21 protein-coding genes, 1 tRNA gene and 1 riboswitch are annotated in these 16,874 nt (G+C 65.6%); of the genes, 12 read left to right on the forward strand and 10 right to left on the reverse strand.

The genetic code is table 11. The annotated features are described in order from the left end of the window. Positions 1–97: 97 nt before the first annotated feature. From IEX32_RS03525 to ddmB, 4 genes are all read right to left on the reverse strand, one after another. Positions 98–955, reverse strand: coding sequence for a Gldg family protein (locus IEX32_RS03525; RefSeq protein ID WP_229735889.1), 858 nt, complete (start codon positions 953–955; stop codon positions 98–100). Further along, positions 858–1,184: a hypothetical protein gene (locus IEX32_RS03530; RefSeq protein ID WP_188768455.1), complete on the reverse strand. Its 327-nt coding sequence runs from the start codon at positions 1,182–1,184 to the stop codon at positions 858–860. Before IEX32_RS03530 ends, IEX32_RS03525 begins: the two co-directional genes overlap by 98 nt. 41 nt (positions 1,185–1,225) lie before the next feature. Beyond that, positions 1,226–2,236, reverse strand: a complete 1,011-nt coding sequence (locus IEX32_RS03535; protein ID WP_188768456.1) for a cysteine synthase A — start codon at positions 2,234–2,236, stop codon at positions 1,226–1,228. A gap of 61 nt (positions 2,237–2,297) precedes the next feature. Then, entirely contained in the window at positions 2,298–2,615 is a 318-nt protein-coding gene (gene ddmB, locus IEX32_RS03540) for a dicamba O-demethylase ferredoxin subunit DdmB (RefSeq protein ID WP_188768458.1), read from the reverse strand. Between the two features lie 105 nt (positions 2,616–2,720). Between ddmB and IEX32_RS03545 the strand changes: the two genes are divergently transcribed. Then, positions 2,721–3,338, forward strand: a complete 618-nt coding sequence (locus tag IEX32_RS03545; RefSeq protein WP_188768460.1) for a DNA-3-methyladenine glycosylase family protein — start codon at positions 2,721–2,723, stop codon at positions 3,336–3,338. Between the two features lie 2 nt (positions 3,339–3,340). Here the strand turns inward: IEX32_RS03545 and IEX32_RS03550 are convergent, their stop codons facing one another. Both IEX32_RS03550 and IEX32_RS03555 read right to left on the reverse strand, forming a co-directional pair. After that, the gene (locus IEX32_RS03550) at positions 3,341–4,447 is read right to left on the reverse strand and encodes an acyltransferase family protein (protein WP_188768462.1); all 1,107 of its coding nucleotides are present in this window, start codon (positions 4,445–4,447) and stop codon (positions 3,341–3,343) included. A gap of 22 nt (positions 4,448–4,469) precedes the next feature. Then, the gene (locus IEX32_RS03555) at positions 4,470–4,769 is read right to left on the reverse strand and encodes a 4a-hydroxytetrahydrobiopterin dehydratase (protein WP_188768464.1); all 300 of its coding nucleotides are present in this window, start codon (positions 4,767–4,769) and stop codon (positions 4,470–4,472) included. Positions 4,770–4,816: 47 nt separating this feature from the next. Here IEX32_RS03555 and ccmA point away from each other — a divergent pair, with 47 nt between their 5' ends. The 4 genes from ccmA (at position 4,817) to IEX32_RS03575 (ending at position 7,972) form a co-directional block, all read left to right on the forward strand. After that, positions 4,817–5,395, forward strand: coding sequence for a heme ABC exporter ATP-binding protein CcmA (gene ccmA, locus IEX32_RS03560; protein WP_188768466.1), 579 nt, complete (start codon positions 4,817–4,819; stop codon positions 5,393–5,395). Beyond that, complete coding sequence (locus tag IEX32_RS03565; RefSeq protein WP_188768468.1) at positions 5,392–6,051, forward strand: heme exporter protein CcmB; 660 nt, start codon at positions 5,392–5,394, stop codon at positions 6,049–6,051. The genes ccmA and IEX32_RS03565 overlap by 4 nt, the downstream gene beginning before the upstream one ends. 112 nt (positions 6,052–6,163) lie before the next feature. Next, complete coding sequence (locus IEX32_RS03570; RefSeq protein ID WP_188768470.1) at positions 6,164–7,309, forward strand: sulfotransferase family protein; 1,146 nt, start codon at positions 6,164–6,166, stop codon at positions 7,307–7,309. 39 nt (positions 7,310–7,348) lie between these two features. Further along, entirely contained in the window at positions 7,349–7,972 is a 624-nt protein-coding gene (locus IEX32_RS03575; RefSeq protein WP_188768480.1) for a carboxymuconolactone decarboxylase family protein, read from the forward strand. 629 nt (positions 7,973–8,601) lie between these two features. Here the strand turns inward: IEX32_RS03575 and IEX32_RS03580 are convergent. Together IEX32_RS03580 and IEX32_RS03585 are read right to left on the reverse strand one after the other, a co-directional pair. Beyond that, the gene (locus tag IEX32_RS03580; protein WP_188768482.1) at positions 8,602–8,970 is read right to left on the reverse strand and encodes a DUF4870 family protein; all 369 of its coding nucleotides are present in this window, start codon (positions 8,968–8,970) and stop codon (positions 8,602–8,604) included. A 96-nt stretch (positions 8,971–9,066) separates the two neighbouring features. Continuing rightward, positions 9,067–9,846 (reverse strand): SDR family NAD(P)-dependent oxidoreductase, encoded by a 780-nt coding sequence (locus IEX32_RS03585; RefSeq protein WP_188768486.1) that lies wholly within the window; start codon positions 9,844–9,846, stop codon positions 9,067–9,069. Positions 9,847–10,000: 154 nt separating this feature from the next. Here IEX32_RS03585 and argB point away from each other — a divergent pair, with 154 nt between their 5' ends. From argB to IEX32_RS03615, 6 genes are all read left to right on the forward strand, one after another. Continuing rightward, a complete protein-coding gene (argB, locus tag IEX32_RS03590; protein ID WP_188768487.1) occupies positions 10,001–10,900 on the forward strand; it encodes an acetylglutamate kinase in 900 nt (299 codons plus the stop codon). A gap of 49 nt (positions 10,901–10,949) precedes the next feature. Continuing rightward, entirely contained in the window at positions 10,950–11,504 is a 555-nt protein-coding gene (locus tag IEX32_RS03595; protein WP_188768488.1) for a hypothetical protein, read from the forward strand. A gap of 123 nt (positions 11,505–11,627) precedes the next feature. Continuing rightward, positions 11,628–11,921 (forward strand): YggT family protein, encoded by a 294-nt coding sequence (locus tag IEX32_RS03600; RefSeq protein WP_188768490.1) that lies wholly within the window; start codon positions 11,628–11,630, stop codon positions 11,919–11,921. Beyond that, positions 11,921–12,817 (forward strand): bifunctional methylenetetrahydrofolate dehydrogenase/methenyltetrahydrofolate cyclohydrolase FolD, encoded by an 897-nt coding sequence (gene folD, locus IEX32_RS03605; RefSeq protein WP_188768492.1) that lies wholly within the window; start codon positions 11,921–11,923, stop codon positions 12,815–12,817. Before IEX32_RS03600 ends, folD begins: the two co-directional genes overlap by 1 nt. Continuing rightward, complete coding sequence (locus IEX32_RS03610) at positions 12,814–13,530, forward strand: hypothetical protein (RefSeq protein WP_229735862.1); 717 nt, start codon at positions 12,814–12,816, stop codon at positions 13,528–13,530. The genes folD and IEX32_RS03610 overlap by 4 nt, the downstream gene beginning before the upstream one ends. Positions 13,531–13,534: 4 nt before the next feature. Then, the gene (locus tag IEX32_RS03615) at positions 13,535–14,200 is read left to right on the forward strand and encodes a MarC family protein (RefSeq protein WP_188768494.1); all 666 of its coding nucleotides are present in this window, start codon (positions 13,535–13,537) and stop codon (positions 14,198–14,200) included. Here the strand turns inward: IEX32_RS03615 and IEX32_RS03620 are convergent. Both IEX32_RS03620 and IEX32_RS03625 read right to left on the reverse strand, forming a co-directional pair. Continuing rightward, on the reverse strand, positions 14,187–14,798 hold the full coding sequence (locus tag IEX32_RS03620) for an LON peptidase substrate-binding domain-containing protein (protein WP_188768498.1): 612 nt from the start codon (positions 14,796–14,798) through the stop codon (positions 14,187–14,189). The two genes, IEX32_RS03615 and IEX32_RS03620, sit on opposite strands and share 14 nt — an antisense overlap. Before the next feature lie 6 nt (positions 14,799–14,804). Further along, entirely contained in the window at positions 14,805–15,707 is a 903-nt protein-coding gene (locus tag IEX32_RS03625) for a tetratricopeptide repeat protein (RefSeq protein WP_188768567.1), read from the reverse strand. Between the two features lie 224 nt (positions 15,708–15,931). Between IEX32_RS03625 and IEX32_RS03630 the strand changes: the two genes are divergently transcribed. After that, positions 15,932–16,006 (forward strand) — tRNA-Gly (locus tag IEX32_RS03630). Positions 16,007–16,614: 608 nt separating this feature from the next. Further along, a riboswitch (cobalamin riboswitch) is annotated at positions 16,615–16,846 on the forward strand. Positions 16,847–16,874 lie beyond the last annotated feature (28 nt).

Below are 16,874 nucleotides of genomic sequence, written 5' to 3' on the forward strand. Positions count from 1 at the left end.
CTCGCCAGAAAATGCGATATATTATGTTTGCATTCAATGAGTTAAAATAACTCCCAGATGGTCCCGTGACGCCCCCGCCCGAACCCCGAATTTCCCGTCAGATCGGCCTCGACACCCGCCGAAGAAGCTTCTGCAGGATAGCGCGGCGCTGCTCGGCATCCTGAGGATCATGCGAATCCTCAAGGAGAGCCGCATCGGCGAGAGCGAGCACCCGGCCCGATCCGACTCGGCAGTCCGCCATGAGCGCCGCCGCTTCCAGCGAACAGCGAACCGTCTCTTTCCCGGCCTTTTGCACCGTCCGGAAGCGCCCGGCCAAATTCACCGGCACGGCCCCTTCGCGCAATTCGACCAGTCGCTCGCCGGACTGCTGCGCCTCGTCGAATTCCAGCAGGAGGCCCCAGCGGCCGAGGATGGGCGAAAGCATCGCCATGTCCTGCGGGCGCCGAGCGTCGCCAAGCGCGAAGATGCTGTGTGCCGTCAGCATCGGATCGGCGAAGAGCAGCACGCGCCCTCCCGCCCTCACCCAGTTGTCGAGAGCGACGTTTTCCTGGGGCGTCAGCGGGCGCGGCTGCGCGAGGACGAGGACGTCGCCCCGCGGCAACGGCAGCGAACCGCCGGCATCGGCCAGGCTGTCGAGCGGCTTCAGCGAACCGGATTGCAGCAGATCGCGCGCCCAGTGCCTGCCATTCTCGCTTTCCAGAAAGCCGCGAATATCGCCGCTTTCGCCCCAGAGTATCGGCAGGCTTCCGTAGAGACCGACGCCGGGCAGCGCCTCGTCCCCGTTTTTCCCCGACGCACTGCCCCCGCACCCCGCGAGCGCCAGCGTACACGCCAGAAAAGCGGCAAGCGCGAAGCGCTCAATCGGCGATGACGGAATCGTTCTGCTCGCTTTGCGTCGGAGCGGCGTCGGGCGTCGGGCCGGCCGCGGGAACCACGCCGATATCGGCGAGCGGATCGGCCGCCTGCTTCTTCGGCTTGGCATCGACGGCCACCATATCATGAACAGGCTCTTGCGCCTCGGTCGTCTGGTCCGCCCGGTCGGTGATGACGTTGGCGAGCCCGACAAGCAACAGCATCGCGCACAGGCCGAAGAGTCCGACCTGAAGGCGATGCACCGCTTGCGAACGCAGTTCGCGCGCCGAAGGTGACGGAAAGTGCCGCGGCGTGGTGATAGGTTCGATCATCGAAGGATGAATTTGCCCTGTCATCGAGAGCGAAGACTACCTCACCTTGCCAGCCATGGGAAGACCGGCAGCCCTTTCGCTTCGAGCCAGGCCTGATTGTAGAGCGTAGAGAGATAGCGAAAGCCCGTGTCCGCCAGAATCGTCGCGACGCGCGCGTCTTTTTTGCCTTGCGCCACCAGCTTCCTGCCCAGCGCGACCGCCCCGGCGACGTTGATGCCGGATGACAGGCCCAGGCACAGCCCTTCCTCCGCCAGCAGGCGCGTGACCCATTCCAGGCCTTCCTCGTCGGAAATGCGGAATTGGGTATCAATGGGGGCGCTATCGAGATTGGCGGTGATCCGCCCCTGTCCGATCCCCTCGGCGACCGAGGAGCCTTCGGCCTTCAGCTCGCCATGCGCGTAGTAGTTGTAGAGCGCAGCCCCGTGCGGATCGGTGAGCGCGATCGTCACCTTCTCGTCGAGCGCCTTGAGCCCCATTCCGGTGCCGGCGATCGTGCCGCCCGTGCCGGCCGCGCAAGTGAAGCCGTCGATCCGGCCGCCCATCTGCTCCCACAGCTCGGGGGCGGTCGATTCGATGTGCGCCTTGCGGTTGGCGATGTTGTCGAACTGGTTCGCCCAGACCGCACCTTCGGTCTCCTCGGCCAGCCGGCGCGAGGTGTGGACGAAGTGGCCGGGGTTGGAGAACGGCGCGGCGGGCACCAACACCAGTTCGGCACCGAGCGCGCGCAGCGTATCCATCTTCTCGCGCGACTGCGTCTCGGGCATGACGATGACGGTCTTGTAACCCAGCGCATTGGCGACGAGCGCCAGGCCGATCCCGGTATTGCCCGCCGTGCCCTCGACGATCGTGCCGCCGGGCTTCAGCGTTCCGCGCGCTTCGGAATCGCGCACGATCCACAGCGCGGCCCGATCCTTCACCGAGGCGCCGGGATTGGCGAACTCACACTTGCCCCAGATCTCGCAACCGGCCGCCTCGCTCGGCCCCTTGAGCAGCACGAGCGGCGTATTGCCGATGAGATCGAGCGTCGAACGCTTGCCTTGCGGTGCAGTCATGCGGGGGAATTAGGAATTCGCGGCGCAAGGCGCAAATGAATTGCGCCTTACCCTCGGCAAATCAATCTTCCTGGGCAATCGTGACCTTGCAGCCTTCAAGCGCGCCGGTAACCGGAACCTGGCAGGACAGGCGCGAGTATTCATTGCGATGATCGGAGCTGTCGAGCAGATCGTTCTCGTCCTCGCTCATGGCCGGCAGCTTGTCCATGAAGGCCGGATCGATGTGGACATGGCAGGTCGCGCATGAACAGCAGCCACCGCACAGCGCAAGGAGTTCATCGAACCCGCTGTCACGGATGACTTCCATCAAGGTACGGCCTTCGCTGGCCTCGACGCTCGATTCTTCACCCGACTGATTGACGACGATGATCTGCGGCATTCTCACGATTCCCCTTTGATACACGATGTATCGCAACACGCCTGTTTCGGCATTTGGGGTAGGCTGCTAATAGCCAAGCCGGGCATTTGCAAGGTAATCGACGCAATGGGTTTGAACGCGGACGCACTGAAGCTTGGTCTCGACACTCTGGCCCGGTGCGAGCCGGGATTTGCCCGTGCCCTGGACCTCGCCGGCTACCCGGAGCCGCGAATCCGGCCGACCGGCTATGCGACCTTGCTGCGCACCATCGTCGGCCAGCAGGTCAGCGTGGCGGCCGCGGCTTCGGTGTGGAACCGGCTCGAAGCGCTGCTCGGCGAAGGACTTCCGCCCGAAAACCTGCTTGCGGCCGATTTCGATGCCCTGCGCAGCTGCGGCCTCTCGCGTCAGAAACAGGGCTATGCCCGGTCACTGTGCGAGTTGGTCGTCGCCGGCGCGCTCGACCTTGAAGACCTGCCCGCGGATGACGAGGCGGCGATTGCCGAGCTGGTGCGAATCAAGGGCATCGGCCGCTGGTCGGCGGAAATCTACCTGCTGTTCGCGGAAGGGCGGCCCGATGTCTGGCCCGCCGGGGATCTTGCCGTGCAGGCCGGCCTGCACAAGATCCTGGCGCTCGAGGCGCGGCCAAGCGAGAAGGAAACCCGCGTCCTTGCGGAGGGTTGGCGGCCGCACCGGGGGTCCGCCGCGATCTTCACCTGGCACTGCTACAATAACGCCGCGCTCTGATGTCAGGCCGGCAGGACGCCGCCGGGCAAATTTCCGCGCGGCGGGAAGCGCGCCTCCATCCAGCGGCGCAGGCGCGGCGACTGCCGCTCGGTAAGCACCGAAATCGCCGCGCAAGCCCCTACGACGCACACGAGCAAACCGATAAAGATGAGCGGGCTTTTCGTTCCGCCCAGCCCCCACGACCGCATGAGCTGGATCAGCGGCCAGTGGAACAGGTAAAGCGTGAAGGAAAACCCCGCCAGCGCCTGGGCAATGCCGCGCAGCTGCATGACCTGCGGTTCGAACGCGGCGACCAGCGGCCGGACCGCCATGACCGCGAGCGCCATGATCAGGGCCATGGCAAGGTCGGCGATGGCCCAGACCGACCACTTGAGTTCGAAAGGCCACCATGCCTTGAGCAGCGGTATCAACACCGCCATGTCGACCTCGAAAAGCTGAACCACCAGCCACAGGCAGCCGACCAGCACCAGCGGCGCCGTTCCAAGAGGCACACGCCAGGCCAGGCCGCCGCGCGCCAGCATGACGCCGACGAGCCAGACCGGCATGAGCAGCAGGATCGACGGGCCGGCGGTGAGGCAAGCCAGCCCGGTGGCGACATAGCGCCCCCAACCGCGCAGGAAGAAGGCCAGCGCAAAGATCGCATAGTACCAGACCTCGTAGCACAGTGACCAATAGGGCGGGTTCCAGACCGGGGCCGGCATCCCCGGCCAGGCGCTGACGAAGGCCAGCGGCGGCAGGAACCGTTCCGCCACCTCGGCGGCTCCCTCGGGGCTGTTGTCGATCGGCACATGGTGAGCCCCGGCCAGCACATAGGCAGAGAGCAGGCCGAACAGCAGCGCCGGGACCGCCACCGGCAGGATGCGCGAGATTCGCGAGATCGCGAAGCGACGCAGGTCCGATCGGCCGCCCGAGACCGAGCTGGCGATGACGAGGCCGGAGAGCACGAAGAATACCGTGACGCAGTAGTGCTGCATCCGCACGCCGAACGGGAAATCGCCGCCGTAAAGTCCGAGCTGCACGGCATGGCCCAGTGCGACCAGCAGCGCGGCACCGAAGCGCGCGAAATCCAGCGCGACCGAGAGCGGCCGGTTCAGGAAGCTCCGTTCCATCAGGGCCCGGCCGAAAGTCCGCTCAGGCCGCCGGGACGAGACGGTCGATGAACGCCGCCATGTCCAGATCGCGCTGACTGAGGCCGCCGGCCTCGTGCGTCGTCAGGGCGATGGCGACCTTGTTGTAGACATTGAACCACTCGGGATGATGGTCGACCTTGTCGGCATGGAGCGCGACGCGGGCCATGAAGCCGAAGGCCTCGTTGAAGTCGGCGAACTTCAGCTCGCGCGTGATGGCCCGTCCATCTTCCCGCAGCGCCCACGCGGGCAAGGCGGAAAGCGCCTCATCCCTCTGGACATCCGAAAGTCGCACGATTGCCATCACCGTCTCCTTGGCAGTGCGCAGCCTTTCCACTATCGCCTGCCTCCATGCAAGAGGCCTTTATCGCCGTCCGGGATCTCGCGTGCCGTCGCGGCGACAGGGTGCTGTTTCGCGGCCTCTCCCTGACAATGAACGCGGGAGAGGCCCTGCGGGTTGCGGGCAGCAACGGGATCGGCAAATCGAGCCTCCTGCGCATCGTCGCCGGGCTTGCCCCGGCCTTCGACGGCAACATCGAGACGCGGGGCGCAATCGGGCTCGTCGATGAACGCCCCGCCCTCGACCCGCACCTGCCGCTGGGCAAGGCGCTGGGCTTCTGGCAGCGGATCGACGGGGCAGCGGACAACGAACTGGGGCGGCTCGGGCTTGCGGGCCTCCTCGACGTGCCGGTTCGCTACCTTTCGACCGGTCAGAAGAAGCGCGCCGCGCTTGCGCGTCTGATCGGACAGAAGGCGCGGATCTGGCTGCTCGACGAACCGCTCAACGGGCTGGACGGGCACGCGATGGAACTTACCGAGGCATTGGCCGCCGAACATTGCGGCGCGGGCGGGATCGCTCTCGTCGCCTCGCACCAGGCCTTCCAACTGCCGGGCATGGGCACGCTGGCGCTGGCGGACTACGCGGCATGACGGGGCGCTTCGGCACCCTGCTCAGGCGCGACCTGGCACGCCTGCTTGTGGGTGGGCGCGGCGGCGGCGCGGTGCTGCCGGTCCTGTTCTTCCTCTCGGTCGCCATGCTCTATCCCTTCGCGGTCGGCCCTGATGCGCAATTGCTGGCGCGGACCGGCGGCGGCGTGATCTGGGTCGCGGCGCTGCTGGCGGCGATCCTGCCGCTCGACCGGCTGGTGGAACCCGACATCGAACAGGGCATGTTCGACCAGTGGGCGCTGCGCGGCATCTCCGAGGAGATGGTCATCGCCGTGCGCATGCTCGCTCACTGGCTCAGCTTCGGGCCACCGCTGATGCTGGCGACGCTCCCGGCCTCCGCGCTGCTGGGCCTCGATGCCGAATCCTTGCGGATCGTTGAGATCGGCTTGCTGGCCGGTACCCCCGGCCTCGCCGCGCTGGGCGTCACCGTCGCCGCGCTGACCTCTGGCCTGCGCGGCGGCGCGGCGCTTTCGGGACTGCTCGTCATCCCCATGGCAGTGCCGCTGCTGATCTTCGGTGCAGGCAGCCTCTCGGTAGCGGGTGAGAGCGGCCTTGCGTTGACCGCCGCCGCGAGCCTCGTCCTTCTGGCCATCGCGCCTTTCGCCGGCGGTGCCGCCGTCCGCGCCGCGCGGGGCTGAACAGCCTTACCGCGATCATCGCCGAGGCGGTTGGCGCTCTCGCCGGGCCGCGCGCATAGTGCCGGCCTGAACCGGAAAACCGGCGAGCCAAGCGCGGGAACGGCCGGAGGGCATGGAAAGTCACAAGGAACTGATCGAACTGGCGAAGGCCGAAGCCGGTCTCGAAGACTTCGGCGAGGACAGCTTTCGCGAGGGGCTGGAGATCCTGGTCGATTCGCTCAACACCGAAGCCCGGCTCAATACGCTGGGCGAGCGCGTGCTGCGCGAAAGGATACTCCTCTACCTCACGCAGCGCCTGCAGGTCGAAGACTGGTATCGCCGGCATCCCGAGATCGACGGGGAAGTGATCCACGCCCCGCTGTTCGGCATCGGCCTGCCGCGCACCGGCTCGTCCGCGCTCTCGTTTCTGCTCGCAAGCGATCCCGGCATTCGCTACCTGCGCGTCTGGGAAAGCGCGCAGCCCTGCCCGCCGCCCTCGACAGTCGTGGGAGCGGATCCGCGCCGAGGCGCTTCGTCAGGGGGGCTCGACGACAGCCTCAAGGGGGGCAAGCGCACGCCCACCGGGATCGACGGCGCCATGGAATGCCAGGACCTGATGGCGCTCGATTTCAGGAGCCAGATCTTCCAGGCCCTTGCCCGGATCCCGCGCTATTCGGACTGGCTGCTTGAGGCGGACCACACTTCGACCTACCTCTACGAAAAGCGCGTGCTCAAGCTGCTGCAATGGGGCGAAACACCAAGGCCCTGGCGGCTCAAGGCACCGACGCACATGCTTTACCTCGATGCGCTCGACAACGCCTTTCCCGATGCCAGGTTCGTCATGACCCATCGCGACCCCACCGACGTCATGCTCTCGGTGGCGACGGTCTATGCCGACATCATCGGGAAATTCACCGACAGCCCCGACTACGCCTATATCGGCGAACTCAACGTGCGCTGCTGGTCCGAGGCCATGCGCCGCGCCATCGCCTTTCGCGAGCGGGGCAACGACCACCGCTTTTACGACATTCATTTCCGCGCCATGCAGCGCGACCCGGTCGGCGAGGTCAAGGGCCTCTATGGCTGGCTGGAACAGGACGTTTCGCCGGAGTTCGAGCAGGCGATGCAGGCGTTCTGGGAGGACAATGCGGCCAGCGAACGCATGACGAAGCCCGATCCATCGAAGTTCGGGCTCGACTACGGCGAGGTGCGGCAAGGTTTTGCGGACTATCTGCAACACATGGAACGCTGGGCTCCGTTCGACGAGACGGCCGGCTGACGGTCAAAACCCCCTTTTACCAGAAATCGAGGAATGCAAATGGGCGAAGTGATTACCGGAAAGTACGAGTTCGATGCCGCCGCGCGCGTTGCGCAGACCGTTGCCGGCGGACCGCGCTATGCCCCTCTCAAGCTGGAGGAAGTCTCACCCGAGGGACAGGAGCAGGTCGACGCGATCCGCACCGCCTTCCACATCCCGGAGGGCCGCCCCTTCCCCGACGTCAGCCTGATAACGCTGCGCCATCCTGGCATGTTCAAGGGGCAGATGGTCATGGGCATCGAACTGGCCGCCAAGGGCACGATTCCGGCGCGCGAGCGCGAGCTGGCGATTTTGCGCGTCGCGCTCCTTGCCCGCGCGCCGTTCGAATGGTGCGAGCATATCGACATCGGCAAGGCCTTCGGCGTTACCTCCGAGGAAATCGAGCGCGTGATCGAAGGTTCGAGTGCCCCGGGCTGGAGCGCACACGAGGCCGCGCTGCTGCGGGCCGTGGAGGAACTGATAGGCGATCACTGCATGTCAGACGCGACCTGGGAAACGCTGGCAAAAACCTATACGGAGCAGCAAATGCTGGAAGTGCCGATGCTGGTCGGCGCCTATCTGATGACCGCCATGCAACAGAATTCACTGAAAATTCAACCAAAGGGCGGGTTCGAGTACCGGTAACCGCGACAGATACGCGGAACAGCGCCGCAACCGCCGCCCCCGGAGGGGATTGGATCTCCGGGAGCGGCGGCGGACGCGACACTCTGTCGCGCCGGAAGAAGCCTCCCGGGACGCCGCGGGGGGTTCGGTTGTCCTGCAGGATCGCAACACGATTATGTTCTTGCGACGGTCTGCAAAACTGGCGTCATCTGCACAGTGGCATTCGGGAGGCCGCGACTGTCATTGAGAACATCGCGAATAGCCGCAGGGCGCAAGTTAAAATAATGTCGTACTTCATAAGAGCGATGCGCGCTTCTATTGATCGAGCGGACTCCGCATCGCACAAAACGCATGGCGTCGTGAGCATTCCGAAATAAAGATTCGCCTGACGCGACATTCCGGGTCACAAATTCACAACGGGATCGGGAACGCGAAGCCCGGATCGGCGGTTATCCAGGTACCGGAAACCCGACCCTGAACCTCCGCCTACGGCCCTATTCATGCAATCCAAGGCCGCCATGGAGTATATCGGGAGCTATGCCCGGCCCGGCGCGAACCCGGGCAGGCTGCCGGCGGACGAGCCGGTCAGGTGCCGCCCGGACAACGCGAATCCCCGTCCGGGCGGTGCTTTGACTGGAGATGGCCTGGGATCAGACCAGCCAGGTCGAGGGGTTGGGCATCGGCATGTGCTTCTGCGCGTTGAGCAGGCTCATCACGCTGCGCACGATCACCAGCACCGCCACGGCCGCCCAGACCAGAAGGCCGATCAGCACGATCAGCAGCAGAAAGCCGACGATCGAACCCACAAGTCCGATCCAGAAGGTGTTGATGAGATACTGGTAGTGCGAGACTTCCCAGTCCGCCTTGGGCTCGCCGCGCCAGACGAAGGCCAGTACGACGCCGATAATGGCCGTGATGCCGGTGACGAACGAGGCCAGGTAGAGCAGGCTGATGATGGTCGGGTTGTTGAACTCGAACCCGGGATTGGCAGGCGTGGGAGTGGGCTTGGGGTCGTCCATGGCTTCCCTCCATGTTTGCTGGAGGCGATGCTGCCTGCATTACTCTTCGCGTGCAAGCCGTCTATTTGGGCAATACACGGCTATCACCGCGAGGCTTCAAGCGCGGTTCTTCATGTTCTGCGCCATGCCTGCCAGCGCCTCGCGCCGGGGCAGGGCGCGCAGGCCTTCGAACATCTGCCGGTAATGCTCATTGGGCACGTAGGTAGGCCCCTCCCGCATATGATCGAGCGCGAGCCGGGCGACTTCGGCGGCAGGTTGCAGGTTGCGCAGGCCCTGCATTCCCTCGGTGGCTTCGCTCTCGGTCGCGCCCGGGCAGAGCGTGAGGACATCGATTCCGGTTCCCATGCACTCGCCCCACAGCCCTTCCCCCAGCGAGACGACGAGCGCCTTCGAGGCCGAATAGGCGGTCGAATAAGGGCAGCCTACCAGACCCTCTACCGATGCGGTGAACATGATGCCGCCCTGCCCGCGCGCCTTGAGACGCGGCAGGAAGCCGTGAGCGAGCTGCATCGGCGCGTGGCAGTTGACAATGAGCATTGCGGCCATGGCCGACGCGTCACTGGTCTCGAAGGCGCCCCTGATATTGAAGCCCGCATTGCTGACGACAAGGCCGACGTTGCACCCGTCCGTCTCGGCCAGCAGGCGCGCCGGGGCATCGGGGTCGGCCAGGTCGGCGCAGATCACGCGGGTGCGCACGCCCTGCTTGCTGAGCAGGCGCTGGGCGATGGCCTCCAGCCGATCGGTGCGCCGCGCCGTCAGCACGAGGTCCAGGCCGCGCGCGGCCAGTTCCTCCGCAATGGCAAGGCCGATGCCCGAAGAGGCGCCTGTCACCAGGGCGACCGGACCGTAGCGCTCGCGGAACTCTTCAGGCTTCATGGCGTCCTCCGGTGTGAACATCACTCAGGACGGGCCGAGAAACAAGCGGGCGAGCGCATCTTCGCCACGAATTAGCCGCCCGGTGCCGGGGCTGAGAGCGAGAATAGCCCGAAAACCCCTTCAAATCCGCGCCAAGCCGGTTAAAGCGCTTGCCATGCCGAATCCGCACGATCCCGCCCTGCTCTCCAAGGCCGAAACCCTCGTCGACGCGCTGCCCTATCTGCAGCGCTACGCCGGGCGAACTTTCGTGGTGAAGTACGGTGGGCACGCCATGGGCGATCCCGAGCTGGCGCACGACTTCGCGGAGGACGTCGTGCTGCTCAAGGCCGTGGGCATCAATCCGGTGGTGGTGCACGGCGGCGGGCCGCAGATCGGTGCCATGCTCAAGAAGATCGGGGTCGAGAGCAGCTTCATCGACGGGCTGCGCGTTACCGACAAGGCGACGGCGGAAGTGGCCGAAATGGTCCTTTCGGGCACGATCAACAAGGAGATCGTCGGCTGGATCGCGAAGGCAGGCGGCAAGGCCATGGGTATTTCCGGCAAGGACGGCGGCCTCGTCACCGCCCGCAAGGTCGAGCGCACCAGCAAGGACCCGGACAGCAATATCGAACGGGTCGTCGATCTCGGCTTCGTCGGCGAACCCGACAGCATCGATACGCGAGTGATCGAATCCATCTCGGCCGCCGGCATGATTCCGGTCATCGCCCCGATCGGCCCCGGTCCCAACGGTGAGACCTACAATATCAACGCAGACACCATGGCCGGCGCCATCGCCGCCGCAATCGGCGCGGCGCGGTTGTTTTTGCTGACCGACGTTCACGGCGTGCTCGACAAGCAGGGCGAATTGTTGACGGACCTCCGGCCCGCCGATATCACCCGCCTCCAGCAGGACGGGACGATTTCCGGCGGAATGATCCCCAAGCTGGAAACCTGCGTCCATGCCGTCGAAGCCGGATGCGAAGCCGCCGTCGTGCTTGACGGACGGGTACCGCATGCCATGTTGCTGGAAATGTTCACGCAGGAAGGTGCCGGCACGCTGATCCGTGCGGGCTAGGCATTTTTTGCGAGGGGGGACACACGATCTGAAAGGCATCCCACAGACCATGCGATTCAAAGCCGCACTTGCCGCCGTCGTTCCGGCAATCGCGCTGCTGCTTTCCGCCTGCGACCGCGAGCAGCCGGTGGCCGAGCCCTCGGCCGTGGTGAGCGGCGAGGCAACCGAAGTGGCGACCGTTGCGGAAGTTCCCTCGGCAGATGCATCGGGCACGGCGAGTTCGGCGCTCGCCGCCAACCTCGACATGGCGGCCCTGAAGGAGCGCCGCGACCCCGAGCGGCTGCTGCGTTTCTACACCAACGCGATCCGCATCGGCAACTGGAAGGATGCCGCCAGGGCCTGGAGCCTCGATGCGCAGATGACAGCCGAAAGGCTTGAGCAGGAATTCGGCGGCCATGGCGGCCCCAAGGTCTCGGTCGGCAAGGGCGATACCTCGGGCGCGGCGGGCTCTGTCTACTATGAGGCGCCGATCGTCATCGATTTCGCGGACGGAAGACCCTCGCGCCGGGGCACGATCGTCCTCCGCCGCGCGAACAACGTGCCGGGGGCCAGCGAAGAGCAGCTCAACTGGCGCATCGCACGGACATCCACGCTGCCGCAGTAAAATCTTCGTCGATGCGTGTCGGCCGGCGGTGGATAGCGCCCTTGCCCGGGCGGTCGCTGCTCGGCTATCAGCGCGGCGAGGCGCCTCCCGGGCGCCGGTCCAGACATCAAAGGGAGCGGGCGTTTGCTGTTCTTTACCCTCTACCAGATCATTGATTACCTGGTGAACATCATCGTGTTCATCGTGATCATCCAGTTCGTGCTCAGCCTGCTTATCGCCTTCAACGTGATCAACACGCACAACCAGTTCGTGGCGGCGGTCTATCAGGCGCTGAACGCCATACTCGAACCGCTGTTGCGACCGATACGGCGGTTCATGCCCAGTACCGGCGCAATCGACTTTTCGCCGATGGTGCTGATCATCGGCCTGACGGTCCTCCAGATCATCCTCGGTAACCTGGCCCGGGCCTACGCCTGATGGGCGACGCGGCGATTATCGACGGCAAGGCCTTTGCCGAAGACCTCCGTGCGCGCATCGCCGATCTGGCCGCGCGGTTCGAAGAGACGGCGGGCCGCAAGGCGGGCCTTGCGGTCGTACTCGTCGGCGAGGATCCGGCCAGCCAGGTCTATGTGCGCAACAAGGGCAGGCAGACGGTCGCCTGCGGCATGGAGAGCTTCGAACACAAGCTGCCCGCCGAAACGAGCGAGGCGGACCTGCTGGCGCTGGTCGAACGGCTCAATTCCGATCCGGCGGTCGATGGCATTCTCGTCCAGCTGCCGCTGCCTGCGCACATCAATGAGCAGAAAGTCATCGCCACGATCAACCCGGACAAGGACGTGGACGGTTTCCACGTCGTCAACGTCGGGCGTCTGGCGACGGGCCTGCCGGGATTCGTGCCCTGCACGCCGCTCGGCTGCGTGATGCTGCTCAAGGATCGCTTGGGCTCGCTTTCCGGTCTCGACGCCGTGGTCATTGGCCGCTCGAACATCGTCGGCAAGCCGATGGCGCAGCTCCTCACCGCCGAAAGCTGCACCGTCACGATCGCGCATAGCCGCACGAAGAACCTGCCCGAAGTCGTGCGCCGCGCGGACATCGTCGTAGCCGCCGTGGGCCGCCCGGAAATGGTCAAGGGCGACTGGATCAAGCCCGGCGCGACCGTGATCGACGTCGGCATCAACCGCGTTCCCTCGGCCGAGGAGGGCAAGAGCAAGCTGGTCGGCGATGTCGATTTCGCTTCCGCCAGCGAAGTGGCGGGCGCGATCACGCCGGTGCCGGGCGGCGTCGGACCGATGACCATCGCCGTGCTGCTGCGCAACACGATCGTCGCCGCGCACCGCAATGCCGGCATCGCGCTGGCAGAGGACGCGATTTGAGGCTTGCCGCGCTCGGTCTTGCGCTCATGGCGCTGGCCGGGGCTCTCACCGTCCCGGCAGAGGCCGAGCCGCGCCGCCGGCCGGGAACGGGAACCGCCAATCCCAGCGCGCTGGTCGCCGCCGAGATCGCCTTCAATCGCCTTGCGCGCGAAAAGGGGCAGTGGAGCGCGTTCCGCAAGACCATGGCCGATTCCGCGATCATGTTCGTACCCGAACCCGTGCTGGCGAAGGAGTGGCTGCGCGGACGCGACGACCCCGCCGAGCCGGTCCAGTGGGAGCCCTACGAAGTCTGGATGAGCTGCGACGGCACGCTCGGGGTCACGCAGGGCGCGTGGACGAAGGCGGGGGTGGCCGGTTATTTCACCACGATCTGGCAACGTCAGGAAAAGGGCGAATACGGCTGGATCCTCGATCAGGGCGTGGCGCTGAAAGAGCCGCTGGAAAAGCCCCTGATGCTCTCGGCCTCGGTCGCCGATTGCCCTGGCCGCGGGGCATGGCCGGGATCGCTTCCGCCGCCTGAGCGTGTCGATCGCAAGCGCAATCCGCCCAGAACCGCGGGGATGGACGGCAAGGGCTCCTCGGACGACGGCACGCTGGCCTGGGCCTATCATGTCGAGCCGGATTACGCCCGCACGCTCACTGTGTCGCTGCGCAAGGACGGCGAGATGAAGCCGGTGCTCTCACTGAAGGTCAGCGCGCAGGACGCGAAGTAGCGCGATGCTGGAGCTGTTCATGTCGGCCTTCGTGTCGCTGTTCGTGGTCATCGACCCGCCCGGCTGCGCGCCGATCTATGCCGGTCTCTCGGCCGATGCCTCGCGCCGTCAGGCGGTCGCCATGGCCGCGCGCGCCTGCGCCGTCGCGGCCATCATTCTCATTGTCTTCGCGCTCTTCGGCGAGGATCTGCTCGGCGCGCTCCATATCGAGCTCAACGCCTTTCGCATCGCCGGCGGCATCATGCTGTTCATGATCGCCATCGACATGGTCTTCGAAAAGCGCACCCGGCGCCGCGAGGAACGGGCCGAGAAGATCCGGGCGCAGCACGCCGAAACGCCGGAAGTCGAGGACGTGTCAATCTTTCCCATGGCGATGCCGATGCTCGCCGGCCCCGGCTCGATCGCGACGATCATGCTGCTCACCTCGCGCGCCCACGGCTTTGAACAGACGCTTGCGGTGCTGGCGGCGATGATCCTCGTGCTGCTGCTGAGCTTCGCCGCGCTTGCCGCCGCGGGTCCGCTCATGCGCGTGCTGGGAGACAAGGTCGAGGCCGTGATCACGCGCCTGTTGGGGGTCCTGCTGGCGGCACTGGCCGCGCAATACGTTATCGACGGGGTGAAGGCGGTGCTGCTGGTGCCGGCGATCGCCACGGGAACTATTGCAGGGTAACGCCTTCCTCGTCGCCCTCGCCGTGGCGGCCGAAGAACTGCATCAGCTGGACGAGCAGTTCGCACCGCACCGCAAGGCCCGACGCCTCGAGAAGCGCCTGCTTCGCGGCCGGATCGAACGGCGCGATCTGCGACACGCCGTTGATCAGCGAGAGATCATCGAGCCGCGAAACCTGCTCCCAGTCCACCGCATAGCCCTGCGCTTCGGCAAAGCGGCGCGCCTCGCGCTCGAAGCTGGCCCGCTCGACCGGCGAGAGCACTTCGCCGGCATCTTCCGCGATCAGCTCGGCCTCGACCTGCCGGAACGGCGTCGCCACATTGAGTTCGCGCAGGATACGAAAGCGCGACTCTCCTTCGAGGATGATGTTGAACCGCCCGTCCTCCAGCGCCTCCACATCGCCGATCCGGCCGAGACAGCCGATCGAGAAAAGCGGCGCGCCTTCTTCCGGGCGCTGCGGCTGGACCATGCCGATCAGGCGGTCCCGCGCCAGCGCATCGCTCACCATCGCCCGGTAGCGCGGCTCGAAGATGTGCAGCGGCAGTTGCAGCCCCGGATAGAGCACCGCGCCGGGCAGAGGGAAGATGGTGATGCGCGTCACACAGCGTCAGCCGAACAGGATCGTCGACAGCCTGCGCCGGATGGCCGAAACCCAAGGGTCCTCCAGTCCGACCGCCTCGAATATCTGCAGCAGCTTGGCCCGTGCCGCGCCCTCGTTCCACTCCTTGTCCGCCTGGATCATGGCGAGCAGAGTATCGGCGGCGGCATCGCGCTCGCCCGCCGCGAAGGCGGCATTGGCGAAGGCAAGCTGCGCCTCCATGTCCGCGGGATTCGCGGCGGCAGCGGCGCGCAGCGCGGCCAGCTCGCTATCGTCGGGCTTGTCCCTGGCGAGTTGCAGGGCCGCGCGGGCGCGTTCGATCTGCGCATCTCCCGCCAGCTCCTGTGGAAGACCGCCAAGCACCTGCTCGGCTTCATCGAGACGCTCCGCCGAGACGAGGCTGCGGATCATCCCGGAAAGGGCCTCGGCATTGTCGGGCGCCATCTCGGCGATCTGCATGAAGATGCTCGCGGCGCGCTCCGCATCGCCCCCGGCAAGCGCTTCCTCGCCCATCGCGAGCAGCGGCGCCAGATCCGCTTCCGGCTCGGTGCCCGCCGGCTGCACCGGCAGCTTCGCCAGAAGCTGGTCGAGCATTGTCTTGAGCTGCGATTCGGTGCGCGCGCTGGTCAGGTCGGCAACCGGTTGCCCCTGGAAGATCGCATAGACCGTGGGGATCGAGCGCACCTGGAACTGCGAGGCGATGAACTGCTCTTCGTCGACGTTGATCTTCGCGAGAATCACACCCTTTTCCGCATAGTCCGCGGCGACTTTCTCGAGCACCGGCGTAAGTGCCTTGCAGGGCCCGCACCATTCGGCCCAGAAATCGAGAATCACCAACTGCGACATCGAGGGTTCGGCAACGGTCTGGCGGAACCGGTCGACTGCCTTCTGTTCGTCGATGTTGAGACCCATGCTGGCCAAGATGCTTGCTCCCGAAAGTTGTCCGTAGCGGCATAGATCGGGATTTTTCGTGCGTTTGTGAAGGGTCTATACCGGCAAATACCGGTTTCCCGCCGGTTTGGCCGGAGCGCCCCAAAAACTTGTGATTTCCCTCTTGCAGCCCTTCCGAAGCACTGCTAGTGGCGCGCCTCCACCCCGGAGCCTGCCCGCAGACGCGACAGGCTTCGAACGCCAGAGCGGGCGTAGCTCAGGGGTAGAGCACAACCTTGCCAAGGTTGGGGTCGAGGGTTCGAATCCCTTCGCCCGCTCCAGATTTTCCTCAAAAATCAATGAGAGGTTCGCCCTTCGGGCGAGGCGGTGTTGCGCCTTCATTCTGTGTCGCCACCGTGTCGCCACGGGGATTCACCGTTCTCCCATCCCGAGACGGAGTCGCAGAACTCGGACTCGAACAGATGGTGGCTGGCCATCGCCGGAAAGCGGGCGTTGACCAGCCGGGCTTGGGGCTGGAGCGGATAGGCGCGGACGATGATGGCCTTGCCATACTACAGCTTCGTGTGCGCCGCCTTCCGATTGGTCTGCTTGCCGGCGATCATGGCCCAGCCCTCACTTTGAACTGAAACGCTTGGCCAGGCTGGAACACCCGCGGCACGAAAGTCCCGCGCCTGCCGGTCCGGGCATCGCGCTGGCGGTCGGCCTGCCAAGCCCGCACCGGGTCAGTCCTCGGCGGAAATCAACACACCGGCAGTTACTACAAGTCTCCGGGTGCGCCCGTTGAAAACATGGGTCTGATTCTGACCGTTGCTCCACCCGTAGGTAGAGCTGGTGGCCCGGTGAGTGGATCACCGCAACTGTGCACCATGAGCTCTTGGCATTTCCGCACACTTCGATTAGGCGGAGCCGCAACGGTCGGGCTAGCCCGACCGTTGCTGATCGCGCCGGTGCCCCGCAAGGGCTTAATCGGGAATGCGGTGCGGGAGCTTGCTCCCAAATCCGCGGCTGTCCCTGCAACTGTAAGCGGATAGCGCGATGTACATCGCTCCTCTTCGAAGGGGCAGCCACTGGGCCGGACGCTAAATCATGCGAGGTCTGGGAAGGCGTGCATCAAGCTGTGACCCGCGAGCCAGGAGACCTGCCGGCGTCTGGTCGCTCTTGCCTTGGTCCAGGGGATGGCCGCGGCAC

The sequence above is a fragment of the Novosphingobium endophyticum genome (assembly GCF_014640675.1).
GTDB lineage: Bacteria > Pseudomonadota > Alphaproteobacteria > Sphingomonadales > Sphingomonadaceae > Novosphingobium > Novosphingobium endophyticum.